The 22,590-nt window shown below is 63.8% G+C and carries 11 protein-coding genes; 5 read left to right on the top strand and 6 right to left on the bottom strand.

The features are described from left to right. Nucleotides 1-143: 143 nt before the first annotated feature. From BWR02_RS05735 to BWR02_RS05710, 6 genes are all read right to left on the bottom strand, one after another. Complete coding sequence (locus tag BWR02_RS05735) at nt 144-854, bottom strand: SCO family protein (protein ID WP_139556795.1); 711 nt, start codon at nt 852-854, stop codon at nt 144-146. A gap of 32 nt (nt 855-886) precedes the next feature. Next, nucleotides 887-2,995, bottom strand: a complete 2,109-nt coding sequence (locus BWR02_RS05730; protein WP_139556794.1) for a multicopper oxidase family protein — start codon at nt 2,993-2,995, stop codon at nt 887-889. Nucleotides 2,996-4,425: 1,430 nt separating this feature from the next. Beyond that, on the bottom strand, nt 4,426-11,100 hold the full coding sequence (locus tag BWR02_RS05725; RefSeq protein ID WP_162560038.1) for a peroxidase family protein: 6,675 nt from the start codon (nt 11,098-11,100) through the stop codon (nt 4,426-4,428). 215 nt (nt 11,101-11,315) lie between these two features. Continuing rightward, nucleotides 11,316-12,026, bottom strand: coding sequence for an SCO family protein (locus BWR02_RS05720; protein ID WP_139556792.1), 711 nt, complete (start codon nt 12,024-12,026; stop codon nt 11,316-11,318). Between the two features lie 32 nt (nt 12,027-12,058). Beyond that, on the bottom strand, nt 12,059-14,179 hold the full coding sequence (locus BWR02_RS05715; RefSeq protein WP_139556791.1) for a multicopper oxidase family protein: 2,121 nt from the start codon (nt 14,177-14,179) through the stop codon (nt 12,059-12,061). 1,262 nt (nt 14,180-15,441) lie between these two features. Then, entirely contained in the window at nt 15,442-16,476 is a 1,035-nt protein-coding gene (locus BWR02_RS05710) for an AI-2E family transporter (RefSeq protein ID WP_139556790.1), read from the bottom strand. 328 nt (nt 16,477-16,804) lie between these two features. Here BWR02_RS05710 and BWR02_RS05705 point away from each other — a divergent pair, with 328 nt between their 5' ends. The 5 genes from BWR02_RS05705 to BWR02_RS05685 all read left to right on the top strand — a co-directional run bounded on the left by BWR02_RS05705 (nt 16,805) and on the right by BWR02_RS05685 (nt 22,587). After that, nucleotides 16,805-17,755 carry a c-type cytochrome gene (locus BWR02_RS05705; RefSeq protein ID WP_139556789.1) on the top strand — a complete coding sequence of 317 codons (951 nt, stop codon included), beginning with the start codon at nt 16,805-16,807 and terminating at the stop codon, nt 17,753-17,755. Between the two features lie 140 nt (nt 17,756-17,895). Beyond that, nucleotides 17,896-18,669 carry an SHOCT domain-containing protein gene (locus tag BWR02_RS05700; RefSeq protein ID WP_139556788.1) on the top strand — a complete coding sequence of 258 codons (774 nt, stop codon included), beginning with the start codon at nt 17,896-17,898 and terminating at the stop codon, nt 18,667-18,669. Between the two features lie 126 nt (nt 18,670-18,795). Beyond that, nucleotides 18,796-20,940 (top strand): phosphate acetyltransferase, encoded by a 2,145-nt coding sequence (gene pta / locus BWR02_RS05695; protein WP_139556787.1) that lies wholly within the window; start codon nt 18,796-18,798, stop codon nt 20,938-20,940. 128 nt (nt 20,941-21,068) lie between these two features. Continuing rightward, nucleotides 21,069-21,935, top strand: a complete 867-nt coding sequence (locus tag BWR02_RS05690) for an isocitrate lyase/PEP mutase family protein (protein WP_139556786.1) — start codon at nt 21,069-21,071, stop codon at nt 21,933-21,935. Nucleotides 21,936-22,011: 76 nt separating this feature from the next. Next, complete coding sequence (locus BWR02_RS05685) at nt 22,012-22,587, top strand: DOMON-like domain-containing protein (RefSeq protein WP_139556785.1); 576 nt, start codon at nt 22,012-22,014, stop codon at nt 22,585-22,587. Nucleotides 22,588-22,590 lie beyond the last annotated feature (3 nt).

The following is a 22,590-nucleotide window of genomic DNA, read 5'->3' as shown; positions in this document are numbered from 1 at the left end:
TGTGGCTATGACGAAAACACCCGATAGGCGGAGCGGCCGGCCGTGTCGCGGCTTGCAAGACCCGGCGCAACTCGCGGCTCCCCGGCCACCCGTCTGTTTGGGCGGTGTGTGGCCGGGGCCGATCGAATGGTGTCTGGCGTCGTCTAGGTCGTTATCCGAGCGGGAACGCTCCCGGTCATCTCGGGGAGCGTCGGCCGTCGACCCTTCGGCTCCATCCACTCCACATAGCGCGCGATGTATTTCGGCTTGGTCATCGCGCTGCACATCCCCCAGCGTTCCAGGTGCTCGATGCCGAATTTGACGGCGCCGACGTGGTTGTCCGCCTGACGATCGAGCACGGGATCCGTCCGGTACAGGCCGAATTTCCGGCGAATCAGGTCGAGGTTTTCCTGGGTGCCGGTAATGAAACGCCAGCCGGGCGCGACCTTGAACAACTCGGCGTAAGCCTTCAAGCGGTCGACGGTGTCGTATTCGGCGTCCAGGGAGACCGAATAAAGGAATACGTCACGACCCATGCGGTCACCGAATTCCGCCTGGACCTTTTTCAAATTGGCGGTCGTGCCGGGGCAGGTCCCGTTGCAGCGGGTGAACATGAAATTGACCAGGACGATCTTGTCCTTGATCAGATCATCGTAGAACCGGTACAGCTTGCCCTCGTGGTCGACCACCGGCACGTTCGGGAACCGGTTGCGGCGGCGCTCGTCGGCGCTGAGCCGCTCGCCCCGATGCGACGGCTCGGATGGTGCTGTGCCAGTGGCCTGGGCAAGGGCGAGGGGCGCGGCGGTCGCTGCCGCTATGCCGGCCGAGACGCCCGCCAACCGGGTCAGGAATGCACGTTTACTGATCTCGTTCATGAAGCTTCCTATCGCGTTAGGTGGGGCGCTGTTTAATTGCCGGCGTTGGGATCGGTCGGGGGCACGATCTGGAACCGGAACATCATGGCGTGGTCCTCGTGCACGACGTTATGGCAATGGACCGGGTAGTCACCGAACCAGTCGCGGAACTGGATTCTGAAGGTGATGCTCCCGGTATTGCCGACGCCCATCCCGCCATTGCCGATGCGCACGACGTCCTTGCGGCTGTAATCCTCAGACCCGGGGGCGACGGGCACGGCGCCGCGGGTAATGAGCTGGAACTCCTCGTGATGGATGTGGACCGGGTGGCCCCACCCGCCGCCGGAAGTCCAGGTCCATTCCTCGCACGTCCCTTCGATCGGAAACGCGCTGATGACATCCGGATCGAACAACTGCCCGTTGACGACCCATTGGGCACCGGCTGCAGCGAAGGAGAAGGAACGCGTCCGGGCAGGCGGCGGTAGCACCGGCAGCGGCAGCAGGCTCGGCATCGCCAGCAACTTGGCCTTGCTGGTGCTGATGTCGGCGCCGCCAGACAGTCCGCCGACGCGGATCTGCAGGATCTGGGTCGCATCACGCTGCTTGGGGTCGAAGGTGCTGGCCCTCAAGGTGCCCGCGGGCCCTGCTGGCGTGACCTGGTCCAGCCGGTTCTCCATGTAGATGATCGTGCCCTGCGGCACCTCGGCGAAGTCGAGAATGATGTCGGCGCGTTCCGCGACACCCAGGCGCACGCTGCCCAGGCCCAGCGCCTTCGGGAGCAGGTTCCCGTCGTTGGCGATGCGGACGAAGCCGAGTGGGGTATTCGTCGTGGCGCCCGGCTTGCGGTACGAGAACGACAACTCGTAATAGCGCGAGGGTCCGCTGTTGAGCAGACGGAAGCGGTAACGACGGCGCTGGACGTTGAGATACGGCTTGATCTTGAAGTTGCAGGTCACCAGATCCCCGAGGAAGCCATCGAAGTTCTGGGTATCCATGTACAGCTCGCCGCCGTTGTTCGGATCGAAGCGCTTGTCCGCCAACAGAATCGGGATGTCGTACTCGCCACTGGGCAGTCCGAGACCCCGTTCGGCCAGCTTCGAGCTATTGCCCTTGCCGGTATCGAGGTTGATGTCGTCACTGAACAGCGTGTAGAACGACGCCATGCCCTTGTAGGTGTTCTGGGCCGTGAAATCCATCCGGTGGTCGTGGAACCAAAGGGTGCTTTGCGTCTCCCGGTAGTCCCCGGGGCACTGGCGGGCGACCTTGTCCGGTCCGATGTAGGTCGTGCCGTTCCTGTGTGTGCTGGCAAAGCCGGCACGCACGTTCGGGTACCAGTAATCGAAGAATTCGCCCGAGATGCTCCAGCGCAGCGGCCCGCCATCCGATTCCGGCGGGTTGTGCGCGTTGTGCAAGTGCATCGTGCAGTTGTCGATGCCGAAGCCCCGATTGTCGACCGGGCAGCTGTTGTACAGACGGACCAGGGCCGGTTCGCCGTAGCGGGCGTTGATGCGCACGACGCCGGCGGCGTTGGAGTTCAGGTCGTGGTAGATCCAGACCTTGGACGGCAGGATCGGTTGTCCGTTTACTTTCGCGCCGGGGGGATAGAAGTCCCAATCGGCCTCGCGACACTCCAGTTCATACATCTTCCCGTTGAACTGACCGGAGCTGACCAGTTGCCCGTTTTCGTAGACCGGATCGACATTGCCGAATTCGGCCCAGCGCTGGTGGGGCTCCAACCGCGCTTCGTAGTACTCCTCGTCCTGCCCGTGGCCCGGATTGTTGCGTACATGGGGTGTCAAGCCGTTGGCGGTGACGAAGTCGCGGGTCCACGGCTGATTCTGTGCAGGGGGGCCATGCAGCGTCGAGGTCGGCTGACATACCCCGGGGATCGGCATCGGTTGCACGAAGGCCCAGGCCGTGTTCCACGGACTGACGACGATCGGCGCGGGCACCACTTGAGCGTCGGCGCTGCGCGGGGCCAGTAGTGCGCCACCGCCCAGCGTCGCTGCAGCGGCCCCGGCACCGGCCGTTGCGCCCAGCTTCAGCAGGTCCCGGCGGGCAGTATTCACGCCTTCGTCGTTCATGGGGGCCCGTTCATCCGCTATGCGGATATCGGGGCCTTGGTTGTCTGCCAATGCCTGAACCTCTTTGCACTGTGTCATTACGCTTGCCTCTTCTTGTGCTGTGTCATTACGTTCTTTTGGATACGAAATCGTTCGTTGTGCCTCGATGCGCGATCTGCTCACGGGCCAGGAAAAGGACCACCGAGACAGTTGTTCCTGTCTGTACGGGATCCGTTTCTATCAACGCACTGTGAACGCCCTCAGCCGCGCGACGCCTTGATCATTGCCGCGTAGCCATAAAGCAATAGCGGGGCCAACCTTATGGCATACGTCCATAAGGTATTGAACCTAAAGCGTTATTCTGGGATTTTGAGCTTATTCCGAGCGGGGGGCTCGGAGTCAGGTTCCGGTGATGTAAAGAATCCTGACCGCCCGTTCAGGGCCAAGGCTCTGGCTGGAAAGTGGGAAGACGTGGAAGGGGGGGCTATCACGGAGGAGTACTCGAAACGCTGTTGATTGGAAGCTTTCGACGGCACATACCCCCCCGGCTATGTGCGTATCTGATCGCACATGCGCCCCCCCGATGGCTATGTGCATATTAGGAATTCTATATATATGGTAGGGTCAAGGCAACCAACAAAAGTGGTAAGTGCCTGGGTGTAGGGGGTTGTCTTAATTGTTTCGATGACATCCTAAGCTCCTGAATTGTAGTGGTGTGGGCCACTCGCTCGCGACCGGCATGCGCTTACCAGGAACGTAGTGCTTTCGGCTTATAAGGGGAAATCTGAAGTCAAGTTGGTGGGTGTCCAAGGTGCGGAAAGTGTCTTCGGCTGGGTGCGGAGTGTGGATGTGCTTTACAGGAATGCCGGGCGCGAGGGAATCCGGTTTGCCGTCGCTGATCACGATGCGCCGGGGGTGTAGCCCTTGAGCCCAGCAATCCGAACGGCTCGAGGGCTTTTGTGGGATAGGTCAATACCGTCACGGTGTTTCACAGCGTTTCGAGAAGCCGCCAGTGCTTCGGTGTACCCGCCTTGCCGTTCCGGTCTTTGTCGGCGATTGAAGCAGCCGAGCGGTAGGCTGAAAAAATGAGCACGTAAATCCCGACGCTAGGCTCTGCGCCAAGGCCTACGCTATCCCGCGTGACGGCTAGGTGCCGGTCGTACCGGAGGCGATGTCAATGGGCGTTCAGCTCGCTGCAGTGGGGGCGGAGCAAGACGGTCGGAGGTACGTGCGGGCGCGAGTTGCTGCGGACCTCGCGGGCTCAGCAGCAGGCCGGATTGAATGGGTCCTGATGGATCGAGAACAGGCCGTCAGGCACTACGAAGATGCCCTGGTCGTTTTCGGTGGCTGGCTCGCATTGTGAGATGGGCGGTCGTCCGGGCAATCCGGAGATGGGACGTTCCCCGGTTGCGCGGAGCAGTTCTGGTGATTGCCGTCATTGAGCGACAGCATCGTGAGTCGGAGGACAGTGCCGGCGAGGCGTTGAGCAGTTGGCTGCGCACGCGCCTCGTCGGCAACCGCCGTACGGGCTACGCCGTGATCGTCAGATCGCCCCCGGCGAGGTTGATCGATGCGACCGTGGTCACGCCCACCAGTTCGACATGGACATCGTTCGCACCGACCCCGGCCACGCCATCCGAGATGAACAGGTGGTAATTGCCGGCGCCACCCACGCGGAACAGCGCGAACTCTCCAGCCGCATCGGTCGCGGCGGTGAACCGCGCGGCAATGTCACTGACGGCGTCCGCCACGGTACCCCCGGACCCGGCCGCAAAGGTCGCCACTCCGGTCGTCTGGTTGATAGAGGCCTGCGTGGCCGTAGCCGCGGCGCCCGAGCCGCCGCGCGTCATCGCCACGGTGAAGTCGATCAAATCCCCGACACCCGCGCCGCCTTTGGCGTAATCGGTGATCGAGTCGAAGCTTGCGGCCAAGGCACTGCTGTCGCCCGCCGCAAATGCAAACGTATCCCGGCCACCTCCGCCGGTCAGCACATCGACTCCGGCCCCCCCATTCAGGCGATCGGCGCCACCGAAGCCCGACAGGGTGTCGTTGCCGAGGCCACCCGACAAGCTGTTGCTGCCCGCGTTCCCCGACAGGCTATTGGCGAGATCATTGCCCGTGAGATTGAGCAGCGTGCTACCGGTGTTGGCGATCGTGGCGTTTTCCAGACCGAGGCCCAGGGTGATCGTGGCGGCCGAGGCCAACGCCGCCGATCCATTGACCTGCAAGGTGTCGATCCCGTCCCCGACGACGACGGTGTCTTCCAGCGCCCCGGCTGCGGTCAGCGTCGTGACATAGGTGTCGTTGCCGCCCCCGCCGATCAGCGTATCGATCCCCGCCAGGCCGTTTAGCACGTTGTTGCCGCTGTTGCCGGTGATGACGTTGTCTGCTGCGTTGCCGGTGCCGTTGATGGCCCCGGTCCCCAGCAGCGTCAGGTTTTCGACTTCCGCGGCCAGCGTCCACGAGATCGTGCTTTGCACGCTGTCGTTACCCTCACCGGCCAACTCAGTAGTGATTTCGCCTCCCGTGTCGACCACGTAGGTATCGTTCCCATTGCCCCCGACCATGGTGTCGATGCCGCCGGCACCGTTCAGTACGTTGTTGCCGATGTTACCCGTCAGGATGTTTGCGCCCCCGTTGCCCGTGCCGTTGATGTCGCCGATGCCGATCAGCGTGAGGTTCTCGACGTTGGCGGCCAGGGTATACGTGATCGAGGCCTGCACGGTGTCGGTACCGCCGCCCGCGGCCTCGACCACGATATCGCCGGCATCCTGGATTTGGAACGTATCGTTGCCCACGCCGCCGGTCAGACGGTTGTTGACCCCTGCCCGGCCGATCAGCAGATCGTTGCCCGAACCGCCGACGGCGTTCTCGATCGCCAGCAAGGTGTCCGAGCCCGTCTGTACGCTCGTCGCGGTACCCGTACCGAGATCGATCGTCGCATCCGCCGTGGTGTTGGCCAGCGAATAGGTGTCGGTGCCGGCGCCGCCCCGATAGTCGTCATCCCCGTCGTTCACGCTGGCGAGGAGCGTATCGCCACCACCGCCGCCATCGACGATGTCGTTGCCGGCCGCGCCGGTCAGCGTATCGTTGCCGGTCAGACCCAGAATCAGATCGTCGTTGGCGGTGCCAACCACCGTGTTGTTGGCCGTCGTGCCGGTGATCACCGCCAGTGCGCCCGAAACCACGGTCTTGATCCCGAAACCATCATCGTAGCGGGCCGTCACCCGCACCGTGGCGTTGCTGAGGCCGGTTACGGTCGCTGCCGTGGCGGTGGGGATGTCCTGCCAGTTGCCGGCCACCAGTTGCTGCCACTGGTACTGGATGCCGCCGACGATGCCGTCGGGGTCGGCCAGATCATTGGTTGCGGTCAGGCTCGCCGTCGCGCCGGTGTTCGTGTACGAGGCAATACCGACGGTGCCGGAACCGGCTTCATCGACATTGTTCAACGTGACGATGAGGTCCTGCGTCACGGTGACCGAGCCATCGTCGACCGCTACCGTGACCTCATACAGGTTGTCGCCATCGGCATCGCCCGGCGTCTCGAAGTCCGGCGCGTCGATGAAGCTGAGGTCACCCGTCGTCGCATCGATCTGGAACAATCCCGCATCCGCACCGCCGGCGATCACGTAGCTGAGTGTCTGCGCCGGCACGTCGGTGTCCACGGCCGTCACCGTCGTGACGAAGGTCGTGTTTTCGTCCAGCGCGGGTGCAGGGTCCGACGTGAACGTCGGCGCGCTGTTCTCGACCGCGACATCCAGCACCGTAACCGATAGCGTCTGCGTATCCGTCAGGGCACCATCGCTGACCTCTACGGTGACCTCGTAGACGCCATCCCCGTCGGCGTCCGCCGGCAGTTCGAAATCCGGCGCCGTGATGAAGCTCAAGCCGTTCTCGAACGGCGTTGCGGTCGGCAGCAACTCGAACAAGTCCGCGTCGGCACCACCGATGATCGAGAAGACCGGATCGAGGGGGCCATCGACGTCGAGCACGCTGATCGTCGTCGCCAGCGTCGTGTTCTCGTCGATCGCCACCGCGGCGGTCTCCAGCGCGCCGTCACTGATGATCTCAGGCGCGGTGTTGGCGCCGAAAAGCTCCGCGACAGCAAATTGGAAGCCGCCGAACTCGAGATACTCGCAGTTGAACACGCGGTCGATGCCGTCACGAATCGCCGCACCACCACCACCGCCGCCCCCGCCACCCACACCGAGTGCGTTATTGTTCGCAACCGTGATGCTGCCGTCGTCGTTGAGCGTCAGGGTGTAATTGGTAATGACGTCGGCGAACACCGCGGTATCGACGCCAGTATCCGACGGATCCCCATCGATGATTTCGCGCTCCGTGACCAGTTGCCCCGGGTTCAGGGTGCGATCGAGCATCAAGGCATTCAGTGCCCGTCCGCCATAGAGCGCGTTGCCCGCCGCGTCCCGCACCGCGCTGGTCATGTTGTTGGCCCAGCCGAGCGCATTGCCGGCTCCGTCATTGACACGAATCTTCACATTCAGCCAGCGATCGCCGTCGATGATGTCGTCACCGCTCATGCCGAACAGCCGGTCGCTGCCGCCGCCACCCAGCAGGATATCGGACGGCGTGTCGATCATCGTCAGATTGCCGGCGACATCGGGCACGAGGGCGCCCGGATCGAGCACGACGACAGTGATGGTTTCCGTGCCCACCGTCAGCACCGCCCGGTCCAGATGGGCGACCAGGGTGTCGAGCCCGGCGATACGCGCCACGCCCTCTTCGGTCAGCACATTGGCATAGGACAGGAACGGGGCGGCGGGATCCGGCTGCAGGCCGCCCGGCTCGCCGACGCCCAGAAAACCGCCGGTCAGCACATCGCGGCCGGTCAGCGTGTCGTCGTGGATCCAGCCGGACAGCCCCTCGACCTGATCGAAGCGATCGAGCAGCAGCAGTTCCGGTGCGGTCACGAAGATCGGGATGCCCAGGTCGGTATTGGCAGCGGCGGAATCGCCCTTGTGGATGGCCCAGTCGAAGCCGGCCAGACCGTTGTTGGTCTGGACGCCGGGACCCTGGAACATGATGTCGTCGCCCGACTCGGCGGTGTAGGTGCTGTCGTTGCCGCGCCCGTTCAGCACATCGTGACCGATGATGGTGCTGTTGAACAGCGGCGCCCCATTGTCGCCGATGAGCGTGTCGACCCCAACGCTGCCCTCGAGCCAGTCGTCGCCCTCGTTACCATTGGCCAGGCTGCCGCCGGTCGCGCCGGCAATGAAATCATTGTCGAGGCCGCCGGTCAGCGTATTGGTATCCGTGCCCCCGAAAATGAAATCCTGACCGCTGCCGCCAATGATCACGTCCAGACCGTTGCCGCCGTTGATGACGTCATGACCGGCATCACCATGGATCACGTCGAAGAGCGTCGAGCCGGAATCCGTGATGATGTCGTTGCCGTCGCCCCCGAAAATATGGTCGTTGCCTGCCCCCCCTTCGAGGCGATCGTTACCTTCGTCGCCCCACAGGGTATCGTCATCGAGACCGCCGATCAGGGTGTCCGCTTCGCTGGTGCCACCCAGCACGACCTGGTCGTTGCCGTTGTAGCGCAGATAGTCGCCGTCGCCGTCGCCGTCGTTATCGCGTCGCACGACCATCGGATTCGTGGCCTGCAGGACCGGATTGGCATGGACCGGATCGGCGACGTTCTGCAATGCCTGATTCATTTCGAGGATGTAATCAGGCTGCAGGAACATGGCACCGGGCAGATGGGTTGCCCCGGATTTTCCGAGATCGGTGTTGCGCATGACCAGTTCCGCGAACGAGTCGGCTTCCAGTTCGTTCAGCAGGTTAAGGCCCGCGGCGCGGCTCAGATAGTAGAAGCGGTCGCCGGTTTGCAGTTTCTCCATCTGCACTTCGAACACGAAATTGAACGTCGTGCCCAGCATGCCGCCGAACGGCATCTTCTGTTCGGCCAGACCGCCGATCCAGAAATCGACGTCGTTCAAGCCGCCGAGCGCACCACCGGCGTACGCGCCCTCGGCATTCAGGAAGTCCAGGCGATCCGACGGTGCCCCGGCGCCGCCGAACACCAGCAGCGTGGCGGCGTCACGCTTGGCTTCCAGCGTCGTCGCCCCGGTGATCGACGCATGCGTGCCGTAGGCAGCGATGAAATTGACGATCGAGGCCGGATGCTTCAGGTGCAGCGCGAAATCGGCCCAACTGGCATAGGGCGCCAGGGTGCTGTCGCCCGTCTGCTCGAAGAATTGCGCGCGCGCCACGTTCAGTGCCGGCACGCCGGTTTCGCGTGCCCGGACCATGTTCAGCGTCGCCAGATCCAGCGGCAGGCCGACCAGGTTGTTGCGCAGCGCGCCGGTCACGAACTCGTCGATCTCGTTGCCGACCTGACGCGTCATGCCGCGGATGATGGCACCCGCCGCCGCATCGGGGTCGAGGCCGCTCGCCGAAAACTCGACCGGGTTCAGAAAGGCTTCGATCAGACCGATATCGTTGGACGTCTTGCCGTCGGCACCGAGCCGATCGATGGTCTCGGTCAGCATCGAATGGCCGAAGCGGTACACAACGTTCGCGAATTCGGAGACGATCGCCGGATCGATATCGACACTGGTATTCCCACCGAAGGCATCGATGGTCGGTGAGACGAGCCGCGCAAACTCCTCGAACACCAGATGCTGATAGACCATTTCGGTGCTGAAGCGCGCCGCCTGGAACAGTCGCTCGCCATCCCATTGCAGCGTGCTGGTATCCGCAGGGATCGTGTCGACTGCGGTTAGCAGCCATTCGTTCAGGAAGGCGATGTCGCCCGAGGACAGCAGCACGTCCTTGATCTGGTCGACGCGCTGGTTGTGCTCCGAATGGAACACGTGGTGTATCGACGTCAGGCCGATGTTCTCGTTGCCCCGGCCGTCGCCGACGATGAAATGCTGGTCGAGCAGTTCATCGTCGTAGGTGGTCGCGACACCGAACTCGTTCAGCGGTATCGCGTTGCCGGTCTCGGTGTCTGCATCGGCCGTGCGCGCGATGTCCGGCGTGGCCGGATTCCGGTCGTGATCGACCATGCCCGGCGCCGCGGTGTGCGCGATGTCGACCAGGAAGGCATGGCCGGTCGCCAGCGCGCTGGACGCGAGAACGGGCGCGAGCGGATTGCCTTCGACCAGCACCGGCGACCCAGGCGTGCCGGTCACCAGTTGCGGGAAGCCGTTGGCACCCGGGATGAAGTTGCCGTAGAGGTCGGTCGCGACCAGCGGCACTCGCTCCACGTCCTGGTCGGACAACTGGATACCCAAGATATTCGCCGCCTGTGCCTTGACGTCCGCCCACGTCGCCAGTCCGCCATCCGCACCCGTCAGCAACCGTCCGGTAGCGACCGGCGCGCCGTTGGCGTCCAGCACATATTCCCGCAGGAAGACCTGGTGGGACTCGTGCGAGGTGTAGGTCTGATTCTGGTCGATGAAGGGTGTCGTCCGATTGATCTGGGCATCGTCCGCGGTGCCCAGCACGCCATCGGCCCCGGGGCTGCGCGTCGCGCGCGTCAGCACCATGAAATTCGGCGCGCCCGGAGTCGGATCGTACAGCGGGTCATCCGGTTGCAGCGGCACGAACACCAGGCCGTTGCCGCCCTTGTCGATCAGGTCGAGGCCGTGGTCGAAGAACTGTCCGAACAGCGTGAAAAAACCGCTGAACGGAGGGCCCTGCCCGACGTCGGTCGCGACGTTCGGAATCACGACGCTGCCGTTGTCGACGACGACACCGTATTGATCCAGCTTCGCCTGCAGGGCGCTCTGCAAGTCCGCATCCGCAGGGTCCGCGGCGGCGGCATCGCGAGCCGCGACGATCTCGGCCAGGGCTTGTTGCGGATTATTGGTGTTGTTGGCTTCCAGCGCCGCCAGGATCGCCGAGTCATTGTTCAATGACTGATCGACTACGAGGTTGCTGATCGTCCGCGGCTGGGAATCGATCACGTTGCCGGTGGACTGTGTATACGAAGTCCCGCCTTCCGCGTCCCGATAGTAGGGGTCCAGCAGGCGGGGCATCGGCTGATCGGCCGACCCGTTGAGCGGGTTCACCAGGTTGTTGTACTGCCCGCTGACAGTCCGCAGGCCCCAGGGTAGCAGGCTGGGAATCGGTACACCCTGCGCGTCGACGTACTCGGTGTAGTTCGTCGCGACGTGATTCTCGGCAATCTTGATCTGCTTCAGGATGAAGTTCAGATCGTCTTTATTCAGCATGACCATGGTGAAGAATTCCTACAGTGCTAAAGGATTGTGGCAATGGCGAAAATGCCCCATACGCGGGGCCGCTGGCCTGCCTGGAATCGTCGAGGCGTTCCCCGCATCGGCCGCGTCGCCGTGTGCAAGACCCAGCGCAATTCAGGGCTGCCCCGGCCGCGATGCCGTTTGCACGGTGTGCGGTCGGGGCAGACCAGAATGATGTCTGGCGTTCTCTAGGTCGCTTTCCGAGCGGGAACGCTCCCGGTCATCTCGGGGAGCGTCGGCCGTCTGCCGTTCGGTTCCATCCACTCCACATAGCGCGCGATGTATTTCGGCTTGGTCATCGCGCTGCACATCCCCCAGCGTTCCAGGCGCTCGATGCCGAATTTGACGGCACCGACATGGTTGTCCGCCTGACGGTCGAGCACGGGATCCGTTCGGTAAAGGCCGAATTTCCGGCGAATCAGGCCGAGGTCTTCCTGGGTGCCGGTAATGAACCGCCAGCCGGGACCGACCTTGAACAACTCGGCGTAGGCCTTGAGCCGTTCGACGGTGTCGTACTCGGCGTCCAGGGAGACCGAATACAGGAACACGTCGCGCCCCATGCGGTCACCGAATTCCGCCTGGACCTTTTTCAGATTGGCGGTCGTGCCGGGGCAGGTCCCGTTGCAGCGGGTGAACATGAAATTGACCAGGACGATCTTGTCCTTGATCAGATCGTCGTAAAAGCGGTGAGTGTTGCCCTCGTGGTCGACCACCGGCACGTTCGGGAACCGGTTGCGGCGGCGCTCGTCGGCGCTCAGCCGCTTGGCGGGGTGTGACAGTTCGGGTTGCAATGCGTCAGCCGTCTTGGCAAGCGCCAGTGGCACGGCGGTCACCGCGGCGACGCCGGCCGAGACGCCCGCCAACCGGGTCAGGAATGCACGTTTACTGATCTCGTTCATGAAGCTTCCTATCGTGTTAGGTGGGGCGCTGTTTAGTTGCCGGCGTTGGGGTCGGTCGGGGGCACGATCTGGAACCGGAACATCATGGCGTGATCCTCGTGCACGACGTTATGGCAGTGGACCGGATAGTCGCCGTACCAGTCGCGGAACTGGATCCGAAAGGTGATGCTCCCGCTATTGAGGATGCCGACCGAGCCGTTGCCGATGCGCACGACGTCCTTGCGGCTGTAGTCCTCGGAGGAAACGGCGACCGGTACGGCGTTCCGGGTGGTGAGCTGGAACTCCTCGTGATGGATGTGGATCGGATGACTCCAGCCGCCGCCGGATGTGTAGGTCCATTCCTCGCACGTCCCTTCGATCGGAAAGGCGCTGATGACATCCGGATCGAACAACTGCCCGTTGACGACCCACTGCGCACCGGCTGCGGTGAAAGAGAAGGCGCGCGTCCGCGTGACCGGGGGTAGCACCGGAAGCGGTAACAAGGTTGGCATCGCCAGCAACTTGGCCTTGCTGGTGCTGATGTCGGTGCTGCCCGAGAGTCCGCCGACCCGTATCTGCAGGATTTGCGTCGCGTCACGCTGCTTGGGGTCGATGCTGCTGGCCCTCAGGACGCCCGCGTTGCCCTCCGGCGTGACCTGATCCAGCCGGTTCTCCATGTAGACGATCGTGCCCTGTGGCACCTCGGCGAAGTCGAGAATGATGTCGGCGCGTTCCGCGACACCCAGGCGCACGCTGCCCAGGCCCAGCGCCTTCGGGAGCAAGTTCCCGTCGTTGGCGATGCGGACGAAGCCGAGTGGGGTATTCGTCCTGGCGCCCGGTTTGCGGTAATAGAACGACAGCTCGTAGTAGCGCGAGGGTCCGCTGTTGAGCAGACGGAAGCGGTAACGACGGCGCTGGACGTTGAGATACGGCTTGATCTTGAAGTTGCAGGTCACCAGATCGCCCAGGAAGCCGTTGAAGTCCTGGACGTCCATGTACAACTCGCCGCCATTGGTCGGGTCGAAGCGCTTGTCCGCCAACAGGATCGGAATGTCGTATTCGCCGCTGGGCAATCCCAGGCCGCGGTCGGCCAGCTTCGAGCTATTGCCTTTGCCGGTATCGAGGTTGATGTCGTCGCTGAACAGCGTGTAGAACGACGCCATGCCCTTGTAGGTGTTCTGGGCCGTGAAGTCCATCCGGTGGTCGTGGAACCACAGCGTGCTTTGGGTTTCCTTATAGTCCCCGGGGCACTGGCGGGCGACCTTGTCCGGCCCGATATAGGTCGTGCCGTTGCGGTAATTGCTGGCAAAGCCGGCGCGCACGTTCGGGTACCAGTAATCGAAGAATTCGCCCGAGATGCTCCAGCGCAGCGGCCCGCCATCCGATTCCGGCGGATTGTGGGCGTTGTGCAAGTGCATCGTGCAGTTGTCGATGCCGAAACCCCGATTGTCGACCGGACAGCTGTTGTACAGACGGACCAGGGCCGGTTCGCCGTAACGGGCGTTGATGCGCACGACGCCGGCGGCGTTGGAGTTCAGGTCATGGTAGATCCAGAGCTTGGACGGCAGGATCGGTTGCCCGTTTGGTTGTCCGTTTACTGTCGCGCCGGGCGGATAGAAGTCCCAATCGGCCTCGCGACACTCCAGTTCATACATCTTGCCGTTGAACTGACCGGAGCTGACCAGTTGCCCGTTTTCGTAGACCGGATCGACATTGCCGAATTCGGCCCAGCGCTGGTGGAGCTCCGCCCGCGCCTCGTAGTACTCCTCGTCCTGCCCGTGGCCTGGATTGTTGCGCACGTGGGGTGTCAAGCCGTTGGCGGTGACGAAGTCGCGGGTCCACGGCTGATTCTGTGCAGGGGGGCCATGCAGCGTCGAGGTCGGCTGACATACCCCGGGGATCGGCATCGGTTGCACGAAGGCCCAGGCCGTGTTCCACGGACTGACGACGATCGGCGCGGGCACCACTTGAGCGTCGGCGCTGCGCGGTGCCAGCAGTGCGCCACCCCCCAGCGTGGCTGCGGCAGCCCCGGCGCCCGCCGTGGCTCCGAGCTTCAACAGATCGCGCCGGGCAGTATTCACGTTTTCGTCGTTGATGGGTGCCCGTTCATCCGCCACGCGTATGTCGGGCTCTTGGGGATGATCCGATGCCTGATCCGGATTGCACTGTGTCATTTCGCTCGCCTCTTCTTGCACTTTGTCATTACGTTCTTTTGAATACGAATTCGTTCGTTGCGCCTCGATGCGCGATCTGCTGACGGTCCGGAAAGACCGGGAAGCATCCTTAGAGATAAGCCCTCACGCAGCGGGGGTGATTGGGGCCTGGCAACTTCGCAAAAGCAGCCTCTACCGCGCGACGCCTTGATCAGCGCTACGCTGGCCTAGAGCAATAGCTGATCTGGCCCTGTCCTGGCGGGGCTTAAGTTACGGACTTTCGAGGATATCTTGATGTCGGCGGAGGTTTCCCGAACGCAGGTTCGGAGTCAGCATCCAGTGACGCAAAGGATCCTGACGGTCTGGTCGGAGGGACTCTGCCTGAGGGGCGGAAAGGAGTGAGGGGGACTATCACCACGTATGCGGCCTCTGAAATGCTTGAACGAAATCGTCCGGTAGCGCATCAGCCCCCACAAACTGAGTACGCTTTAGGGAGAATACGCAGCATATTAGGTAACCGCAATACGTAAAATTACGTATACGAAGAGGGGAAAATCTGATTCGGCGCCAGGGGTTAGCTGGTTTCCCCCGGTTGATGTCGCCCGTTGGGATCCTGGTTCAAAGACTGCGAGTGCCTTGGATTCAATGGCCTGCCAAGTCCCGCCGCATCGTACCGCTTGAGGAGATCTTTGATGGCGGGTTGGTCGGATTTTTCCGTTTCATCCCTGGCAAAACCGGGAAGGCCTTAAGGCGTCAGGGATCGCCTTATTCTCTGCTCGGGGCGCTACCCGTGCCGCACTCGTGTTGCTGTTGCGGCACGCTGAACGCCTGCGGTCCCTAACGACGTTCGGGATCGCGACTGAGAGAGGGCGCTGATATCCTGATCGATGGTGTCATTGCCAAGGCAGGCAGCGGATGGAGACCGCAGTTACCGCGTCGAGGTGTGGGGTGCCACCGCCTCCGACCTGGCTACTGAGACCCCGGGAGATGTCATCGCTCCGACAGTGGGTAGGGACACCATCCAGGTGAACCCAGCGGCTACCAAGACCGTTTCAACGCGACCCCTCGCATCTCGTGCCGGATTGCGCTGACGCTGCAGGCCAGCAGTGAAATCGGCGGTGCATCGGTGCTGACTGGCCTGCAGCAGAGCAGCCCCAAATCACCAGCGAGTCGCGCACGAAGCGAGCCAGTCGTGGACGCCTGCCTCGCGATTAACCGTCTCGGCCCTGCGTCGGCTTGCTCCGAGTCGCTGCCAGGGCGGGACAACCAATGACCATGACCGATCAACTCTCGATCCACTCCTTATATAGCGTGTAGCTGACCGCCAGCAGCGTGGCACCGAGGAAGGCTCCGATGAGGCCCCAGGTCAGCACGCCGCCGATGACTCCGATAAAGATCACGATCAGTGGCAGGCCCAGTTCCTTGCTGATATAGACGGGCTTGACGAAGTGATCGACCGTGTTCAATGCCGTGCCCCACGCCACAATGGCCAGCGCCCACGGCAGCTGACCGTGGTAGAAAAGCCACAGGGCGGCCGGTATCCACACCAGGGAGGTGCCGAGTTGGGCCAGGGACAGCACGAAACCGGCGAAACCCAGCAGTGGCGCGCCCGGCACGCCGGCCAGGGCCAGTCCCAGGCTGAGCAGCATGGCCTGGATCACGGCCATCCCGACGATGCCGAACATGACGGCACGTATCGTGCGCGCCACGGCGCCGACGAGTCGCGGGCCGTTGGCAGCGCCAAGGCGTTCCACGGTCGTCCGTACCCAATGCGCGGCCGTCTCGGCATGCAGGTAGAGGAGGCCCGTCACGATGACCGCGAGCAGAATCTCGACCATGGCCGTCAGAAGGTGGACGCCCTGCGACAGCAGCCAATGACTGGTCTGCCCGATCCAGGGTTGCACCGTGCCCGCGATGCTGGTGGTGTCGGCCGTCATGTCGCTCCAGCTCTGATGCAGCAATGGACCGATCATCGGGATGGCATCCAGCCACAAGGGAATCTTCTGCGGCAGAATCGTTGCCAGGTCGTTGGCGACCCTGGCCAATTCGTGCACGTGCCGGGCGAGCGATCCTCCGAGCAACCCGAGGGGCACTACGAACACCGTCAGCAGCAGCGTGCTCATTAGCAGGGCGAGCACTTTCCGCGATAGCCCGGAGCGCATTTCCAGTCGGCGAAAGAGCTCCCACGTCGAAACGCACAGCACGCCGGCCCACAGGAGCGCGCCCAGAAATGGCCGCACGACCTCGAACGAGGCCAGCGCGACCAGACCGATGGCCACATAGCGTAAAACGACCGCGAAGTTTTCTTTTGAAGTCATGGCAGGGAGGGGTTCGGAATGGCTGAGGCGCGTGGCCGCGCTGCGGGGGCTCGGGACACATCGAAGCCGCCTTACGATAGGCCCTTAGTGTAACGGTTTGGCGATCCGCGGTGCGCGCCATCCCGAACATCCGGGACCGGCCGCGGGAGCGGAGGTAGAAATCGAGAGGTAAGGGGCAGTTCATGAACTGTCCCTACGACGCGGAATCGACGGGCTGGCAGCATTTACCCGATCGCGTCGGGTCGTGCCGCCTCTTTCGTCGCGGTGCGGAATGAGGCACGATGCGCCCGTCGATCGCTGCCTGCGATCCATCAGCGGAGAGTCGCAAATGGCTGCAAACACGGTGACCGGAGCCGGTCGAAACGCATCCAAGGCCGCCGTCGCGGTTGCTTCGCAGCGGCCCGTCACCGGCCTTCGTTGTACCGCGCAGGTCTTCCTTGCCCGGTTTCTCCGGCTTGTGGCGACGGCGGCGCTCGCCGCGCTGTGGGTCAATGGCGCCAGGGCCCTCGATTTGCCGGCACCGGAGCAACTGGTGCGGGAGTCGGGCCTCGTGCCGCAGGCGATCGCCGTGATCGAGCCACACGAGTCGCGGGCGGGGCGCGAGGTTCAGGCAAGCTACACCGGCTTGCCGCTGACACCACTCCTCGACCGGTGGTTCGGTAGCCGCTGGTCGGCGCCGGAGGCCGAAGTACTCTTCACGGCGCGGGACGGTTACCGCTCCGCGATCGCGGCGGAGGCGCTGCGCAAGGAAAGAACCTTGCTTGCGTTCGCGCGCAGTGACGGCGCCCCGTTCGTCGTCGACAACGCCGAGCAGAACCAGACCGCCGTGCCCCTCGGTCCCTATTACCTGGTCTGGGACAATCTGAATGCGCCCGATCGAGCGACCCGCGGCACTTATGGCTGGGCGTATCAGGTCGTGGCGATCGACGTCCGCTCGGCGCAGGACGACCGTGCGTTATTGCCCCGGGAAGCCGGTGCGGAGATAGTCCAGGGGTTTGCGCACGCCAAGAAACACTGCCTCAGCTGCCATGCGGTCCGCGGCGTCGGGGGGCGGAAGTATCCTGTCGATCTGGGTCGGGCCGCGTGCCGCTGGGATGACGCGGCATTGAAAGACTGGTTGCGCGAGCCCTCGGCGCTGCGTCCCGGAACGACGATGCCGGCGCTGAACCGCGAACTGCCGGCCGCCGAGCGCGAGCGGGTCAGCGACGGCATCGTGCGCTATCTGCGCGCGGTCGAACAGGAAGACGGGTCCTGTTCGACGACCGTCACGCCGCGCTGAGGCGCCATCACAAGGCGTGATCTGCCGCGCCAATCCGGCGGGTAAACAAGGGGTTTAGCGGCCGGCGCCTTGTTCGAGCCCCGCCAAGGTGAAATGATGCCGCGTTGGTGGCAAAGCACTCGATAGTGGCGGTGATCCAAATGCAAGAACTGACAGGGCAGGGACAGGCAATTCTCCAGGAACTCGCGCAGCGTTACGGGGTCAGCCTGGACGCAGCGCTGACCATGCTGCGGGCCGTCGCCCAGGGGCACGGCACCATGGCCCAGTTCAGTCATCCGGAGTTCGGTGGCAGCGGCCAATGGATGCAGGGCGGCATGACGATGGTCGGCGACATGTTCAACAATGCGTTGAAGGCGCGCGTCGACGGGCTGTGCAGCGAGTTGTCGGGCTTGTTGGCAAGCCAGCCGCTATTCGCCCCGCCGCCGGTGAGTCAGTCGCAGCAACAGGGCGGCAGCGGAGTGAGCCTGTTCGTCACGGCTGCGGACGCGGGCGTCTGGTGGCCGGCCGAGTTCGGTTCGCCCAGCAGTGTCGGCGCACAGAACGACGTTCGATATGCCGTGTTTCCCGGTGCCCGGCGCCTGGTCGTGGACCTCGGCGGCCGGGTTACGATCTACGACACGCTCGATCACCAGATCGGGGGTGTTTCGCAGCAACAGGGTGGGGTCGCGTCCCTGACCTTCACCAGCCAGTACGGCACCGTGCGCCTGGCCGACCTGCCGATCGTGTCCGGCGAACGCGCCGAGTCTGCCGTCCCGGCCGCTGCGATGGCGCCGGAGCCCGCACCGGAAGCAGGTTTGGGAGCGAGCGGCGATATCTTCGGACAGATCGAGAAGCTGGCCGCGTTGCACGACCGGGGCTTCATCTCCGACCAGGAGTTCGCCCAGAAAAAAGCCGAATTGCTCAGCCGTATCTGAAGTCGTTCCCGGTATCGCCGCGGTGCGAGTCGCGCCTCGTTGGGTAGGCGGGGTTCCGGCGTCGCCCGCAGGCGTCCGCCCCGTCGCCGTGCTGCACCGGAGTTCCGTTCCCGAGACATCAAACGCATGACGTCCTCTCTTTATATCAGCACCACCGGCGCCGGGTCGGGTAAGGCGCTGGTCGCCCTCGGCATACTCGATGTGGCGCAGCGCCGCACGCCCCGGATCGCTTTCTTCCGCCCCATCGCGGAGGGAGACCCCGGCCAGGAACGGGATGAGGACATCGATCTGATCCTGGGGCATTTCGGATTGCCGCAGACTTACGAGGCCTCGTTCGGGCTTTCGGCGGCCGCCGCGATCGGTCTGCTCGGCGAACACAAACCGGACGAGATCATCGAGCGGATCATCGCGAAGTACAAGGCGCTGGAGGATACCTGCGACTTCGTGCTGATCGAAGGGACCGATTTCCTGATCGAGACGACATCGGCCTTCGAGTTCAACTTCAACCGGGAGATCGCCAAGAACCTCGCCAGCCCGGTGCTGGTCGTCGGCAGTGCCGAAGGGCGGTCGGTCGAGGAAGCGCTGGGTTCGGTGGGGATCGCGCTCGACTCGCACCGTTTCCGCGGCTGCGAAATCTTCGGCGCGGTCGTCACCAAAGCCGATCCGGCCGACGTCGAAGCCTTGGAAGCGGGACTGCGTCAACGCTACGGGCACGAGAACTGGGCGCTCGGCGTGGTGCCCTTCGACCGGACGCTGGGCAGTCCGCGGGTCTCGGAAGTGGCGGAGCAACTGGGGGCCGAGGTGCTCTACGGTGCAAACCGGCTCGATGCGCTCGTCTATGACTACCTGGTCGCGGCGATGCAGTCCCAGCATGCCATCGAATGGTTGCGCGACAATCATCTGGTCATCACGCCAGGCGATCGCGCCGACATGATCCTGTCGATGCTGCAGGCCAATCAGTCGGCCAATTACCCGCAACTCTCCGGGCTGGTGTTGTCGACCGGTTTCAAACCGGAGCCGTCAGTCGCGCGCCTGCTCGACGGTCTGCCCGATCCCTTGCCGATCCTGTCGGTGAAGACCGATACCTATGTGACGGCGATGCACCTGCAGTCGGTCCGGGCGCATCTGCGCCCCGGCGACCATGCCAAGATACGGCGCAGCATCGAGCTGTTCGATCGGTCGGTGGACCTGGATCGACTGGTTTCCGCGCTGAAGGCGACTCGCCCGCAGGGCTTGACGCCGAAGATGTTCACCTATCTGCTGCTCCGCAAGGCTCGAGCCGATCGGCGCCATATCGTGCTGCCGGAGGGGGATGAACCGCGGATCCTCGAAGCGGCCGGCCACCTGCTCGCGAAGGATGCCGCGGCGCTGACTCTGCTCGGGTCCAGGGAAAAAATCGCGCAGGCGATCAAGAAGCACCGGATCGCTGTCGACATCGACCAGTTGAACATCATCGACCCGGCGACCAGCGATCGGATCGACGAGTACGCGCAGACCTTCTATGAGCTGCGCAAACACAAGGGTGTGACGCCGGAGCTGGCGCGTGACTGCGTGATGGACGTGTCCTATTTCGGCACGATGATGGTGTACAAGGGGGAGGCCGACGGCATGGTGTCCGGCTCCGTGCACACGACCCAGCACACGGTCCGGCCCGCCCTGCAATTGATCAAGACCAAGCCCGGCTACTCGATCGTTTCGTCCGTGTTCCTGATGTGCCTCGAAGATGGGGTGCTGGTCTATGGGGATTGCGCGGTGAACCCCGATCCCGATGCCGAGCAGTTGGCGGAGATCGCCATCGTTTCGGCCGAGACGGCCCTGGCTTTCGGCATCGAGCCCAAGGTCGCGCTGCTGTCGTATTCGTCCGGGACCTCGGGTGTCGGCGCGGATGTCGAGAAGGTGCGTGCCGCAACGGCGATCGCGCGCCGACGCCGGCCGGATCTGCTGCTCGAGGGGCCGATCCAGTATGACGCCGCGGTCGATCGCTCGGTCGCGGCTCAGAAGATGCCGGGCTCGGAGGTCGCTGGACAGGCGACGGTGCTGGTTTTCCCCGACCTGAACACCGGCAACAACACCTACAAGGCCGTGCAGCGCGAAACGGGCGCGATCGCCATCGGCCCGATCCTGCAGGGTCTCCGGAAACCGGTGAACGACCTCAGCCGGGGCTGTACCGTCGACGACATCGTCAATACCGTCGTCATCACTGCGATCCAGGCCGCCACGGCGGAGCGCTCGCCAGCAGACAAGGCCGGGGAACTGGAAGGCGGTTTCTGATCGGGCAAGTTCCGGCGCCCACGCTGTGGGTCAGGCTCGCTAAGCGGTCCCGCCCACTTGCCGAAAGCCGCCGCGGTTCGTATCTTCGTGTCCTCGCCACACCTCACGGCCCAGCCAAGGAACCCATGATGAATTCACCTGCGCAGCGACTCCGCGACTTGCTGCAATCGCCCGGCATCCTGACGATGCCCGGTTGTCATGACGCGATCAGCGCCAAGCTGATCGAACGCTCGGGTTTCGAGGCCACGTTCATGAGCGGCTTCGCGGTGTCCGCGGCGCGCCTTGGCTTGCCGGACACCGGACTGATCTCGTATGCGGAGATGCTGGACCAGGGGCGGGCGATCTGCGACGCCGTCTCGATCCCGGTTTTCGGCGACGGCGACACGGGCTTCGGCAATCCGATCAACGTGAAGCGAACGGTGCGCGGCTATGCGGCGGCGGGGTTTGCCTGTGTGATGATCGAGGATCAGCTTGCGCCGAAGCGCTGCGGCCATACCCATGGCAAGGCAGTCGTGGGACGGGATGAAGCCTTGATGCGGATTCAGGCCGCGGTCGATGCACGCCAGGCGGGCGCGGACATATTGATCATGGCCCGCACGGACGCCCGCGGCACCGAGGGTCTGGACGAGGCCATCACGCGGTGTCGCCAGTTCCGGGAGATCGGTGCGGACATCACCTTTCTCGAAGCCCCGGAGAGCGAAGAGGAGATGCGCCGATATTGCACCGAGGTGGGCGGTCCCAAGATGGCGAACATGATCGAGTTCGGCCGGACGCCGCTGCTTCCGCCAGCCCAATTGGCGGCCATCGGGTATCGGATCGCCGTTTATCCGCTGACCTTGTTGAATGTGTCGATACTGGCGATGCGTGACGCGCTGGAGGCGCTCCGCAACGGGCGGGCTCCGTCCCGGTTGCTGAACTTCGAGCAGCTCACGTCCTGCGTGGGATTTCCCGAGTACTGCGCCGAGGAAGCCCGCTACAAGCTCACCGAGCGCTGAGGCGCCTCCTCTCCATCCTGACGACTCCGCGCGCTGCGCCCACGCCGCTGAACGCGGCCTCTCTCGCTGTTGAAATATGTCGACCGTCTCCCTGCAGTGTCATCCCGGCGCATCCTGCCCCGCAGTGCGTGCTATCGACGTGACCGTCGCGTCCGACAAGGCGGGCGTCTGGCAACTGAAGTACGCCGTCCATGGCGCGATTGCCGATCTGCAGCTGCCCGAACCGGCGATACCGCGGCGGGCCGACGGCCTGTGGCGTCACACCTGCTTCGAAGTGTTCTGGCGGCATGGCGGACAGCTGCGGTATCACGAGTGGAACTTTTCGCCGTCCGGCGCCTGGGCCGCGTATCGCTTTGACGATTACCGGCGCGGCATGACACCGCTTGAAACCGCCGCAGCGCCCGGCATCGTCACCCGTGCCGAGGCCTCCGAATTCCGGCTCGGGGTCGTGCTGGAACGGCCACCGTTCGCGGCCGATGCCGGAGCGTCCCTCGAGCTGGCCCTGTCCGCCGTCATCGAGCAGCGTGACGGTCGGCTTTCGTACTGGGCTTTGCGGCATGCGCCGGGACAGCCCGATTTTCATCACCCCGACGGGTTTGCGCTCACGCTGCGACCGGATGCCCCGGCTTGCAGCGCCATCACGAGGATCTGACTC

It is taken from the genome of Methylotetracoccus oryzae (assembly GCF_006175985.1).
Lineage (GTDB): Bacteria > Pseudomonadota > Gammaproteobacteria > Methylococcales > Methylococcaceae > Methylotetracoccus > Methylotetracoccus oryzae.
The sequence above is the reverse complement of the archived record's forward strand: the minus strand, read 5'-3'. Positions and strand labels throughout refer to the sequence as shown.

What these genes read in the sequence shown, in the direction of transcription:
- BWR02_RS05715 (WP_139556791.1), bottom strand. Translation starts at nt 14,179, where the DNA reads ATGACACAGTGCAATCCGGATCAGGCATCGGATCATCCCCAAGAGCCC.
- BWR02_RS05720 (WP_139556792.1), bottom strand. Translation starts at nt 12,026, where the DNA reads ATGAACGAGATCAGTAAACGTGCATTCCTGACCCGGTTGGCGGGCGTC.
- BWR02_RS05735 (WP_139556795.1), bottom strand. Translation starts at nt 854, where the DNA reads ATGAACGAGATCAGTAAACGTGCATTCCTGACCCGGTTGGCGGGCGTC.
- BWR02_RS05700 (WP_139556788.1), top strand. Translation starts at nt 17,896, where the DNA reads ATGCAAGAACTGACAGGGCAGGGACAGGCAATTCTCCAGGAACTCGCG.
- pta (WP_139556787.1), top strand. Translation starts at nt 18,796, where the DNA reads ATGACGTCCTCTCTTTATATCAGCACCACCGGCGCCGGGTCGGGTAAG.
- BWR02_RS05730 (WP_139556794.1), bottom strand. Translation starts at nt 2,995, where the DNA reads ATGACACAGTGCAAAGAGGTTCAGGCATTGGCAGACAACCAAGGCCCC.
- BWR02_RS05725 (WP_162560038.1), bottom strand. Translation starts at nt 11,100, where the DNA reads ATGCTGAATAAAGACGATCTGAACTTCATCCTGAAGCAGATCAAGATT.
- BWR02_RS05710 (WP_139556790.1), bottom strand. Translation starts at nt 16,476, where the DNA reads ATGACTTCAAAAGAAAACTTCGCGGTCGTTTTACGCTATGTGGCCATC.
- BWR02_RS05705 (WP_139556789.1), top strand. Translation starts at nt 16,805, where the DNA reads ATGGCTGCAAACACGGTGACCGGAGCCGGTCGAAACGCATCCAAGGCC.
- BWR02_RS05690 (WP_139556786.1), top strand. Translation starts at nt 21,069, where the DNA reads ATGAATTCACCTGCGCAGCGACTCCGCGACTTGCTGCAATCGCCCGGC.
- BWR02_RS05685 (WP_139556785.1), top strand. Translation starts at nt 22,012, where the DNA reads ATGTCGACCGTCTCCCTGCAGTGTCATCCCGGCGCATCCTGCCCCGCA.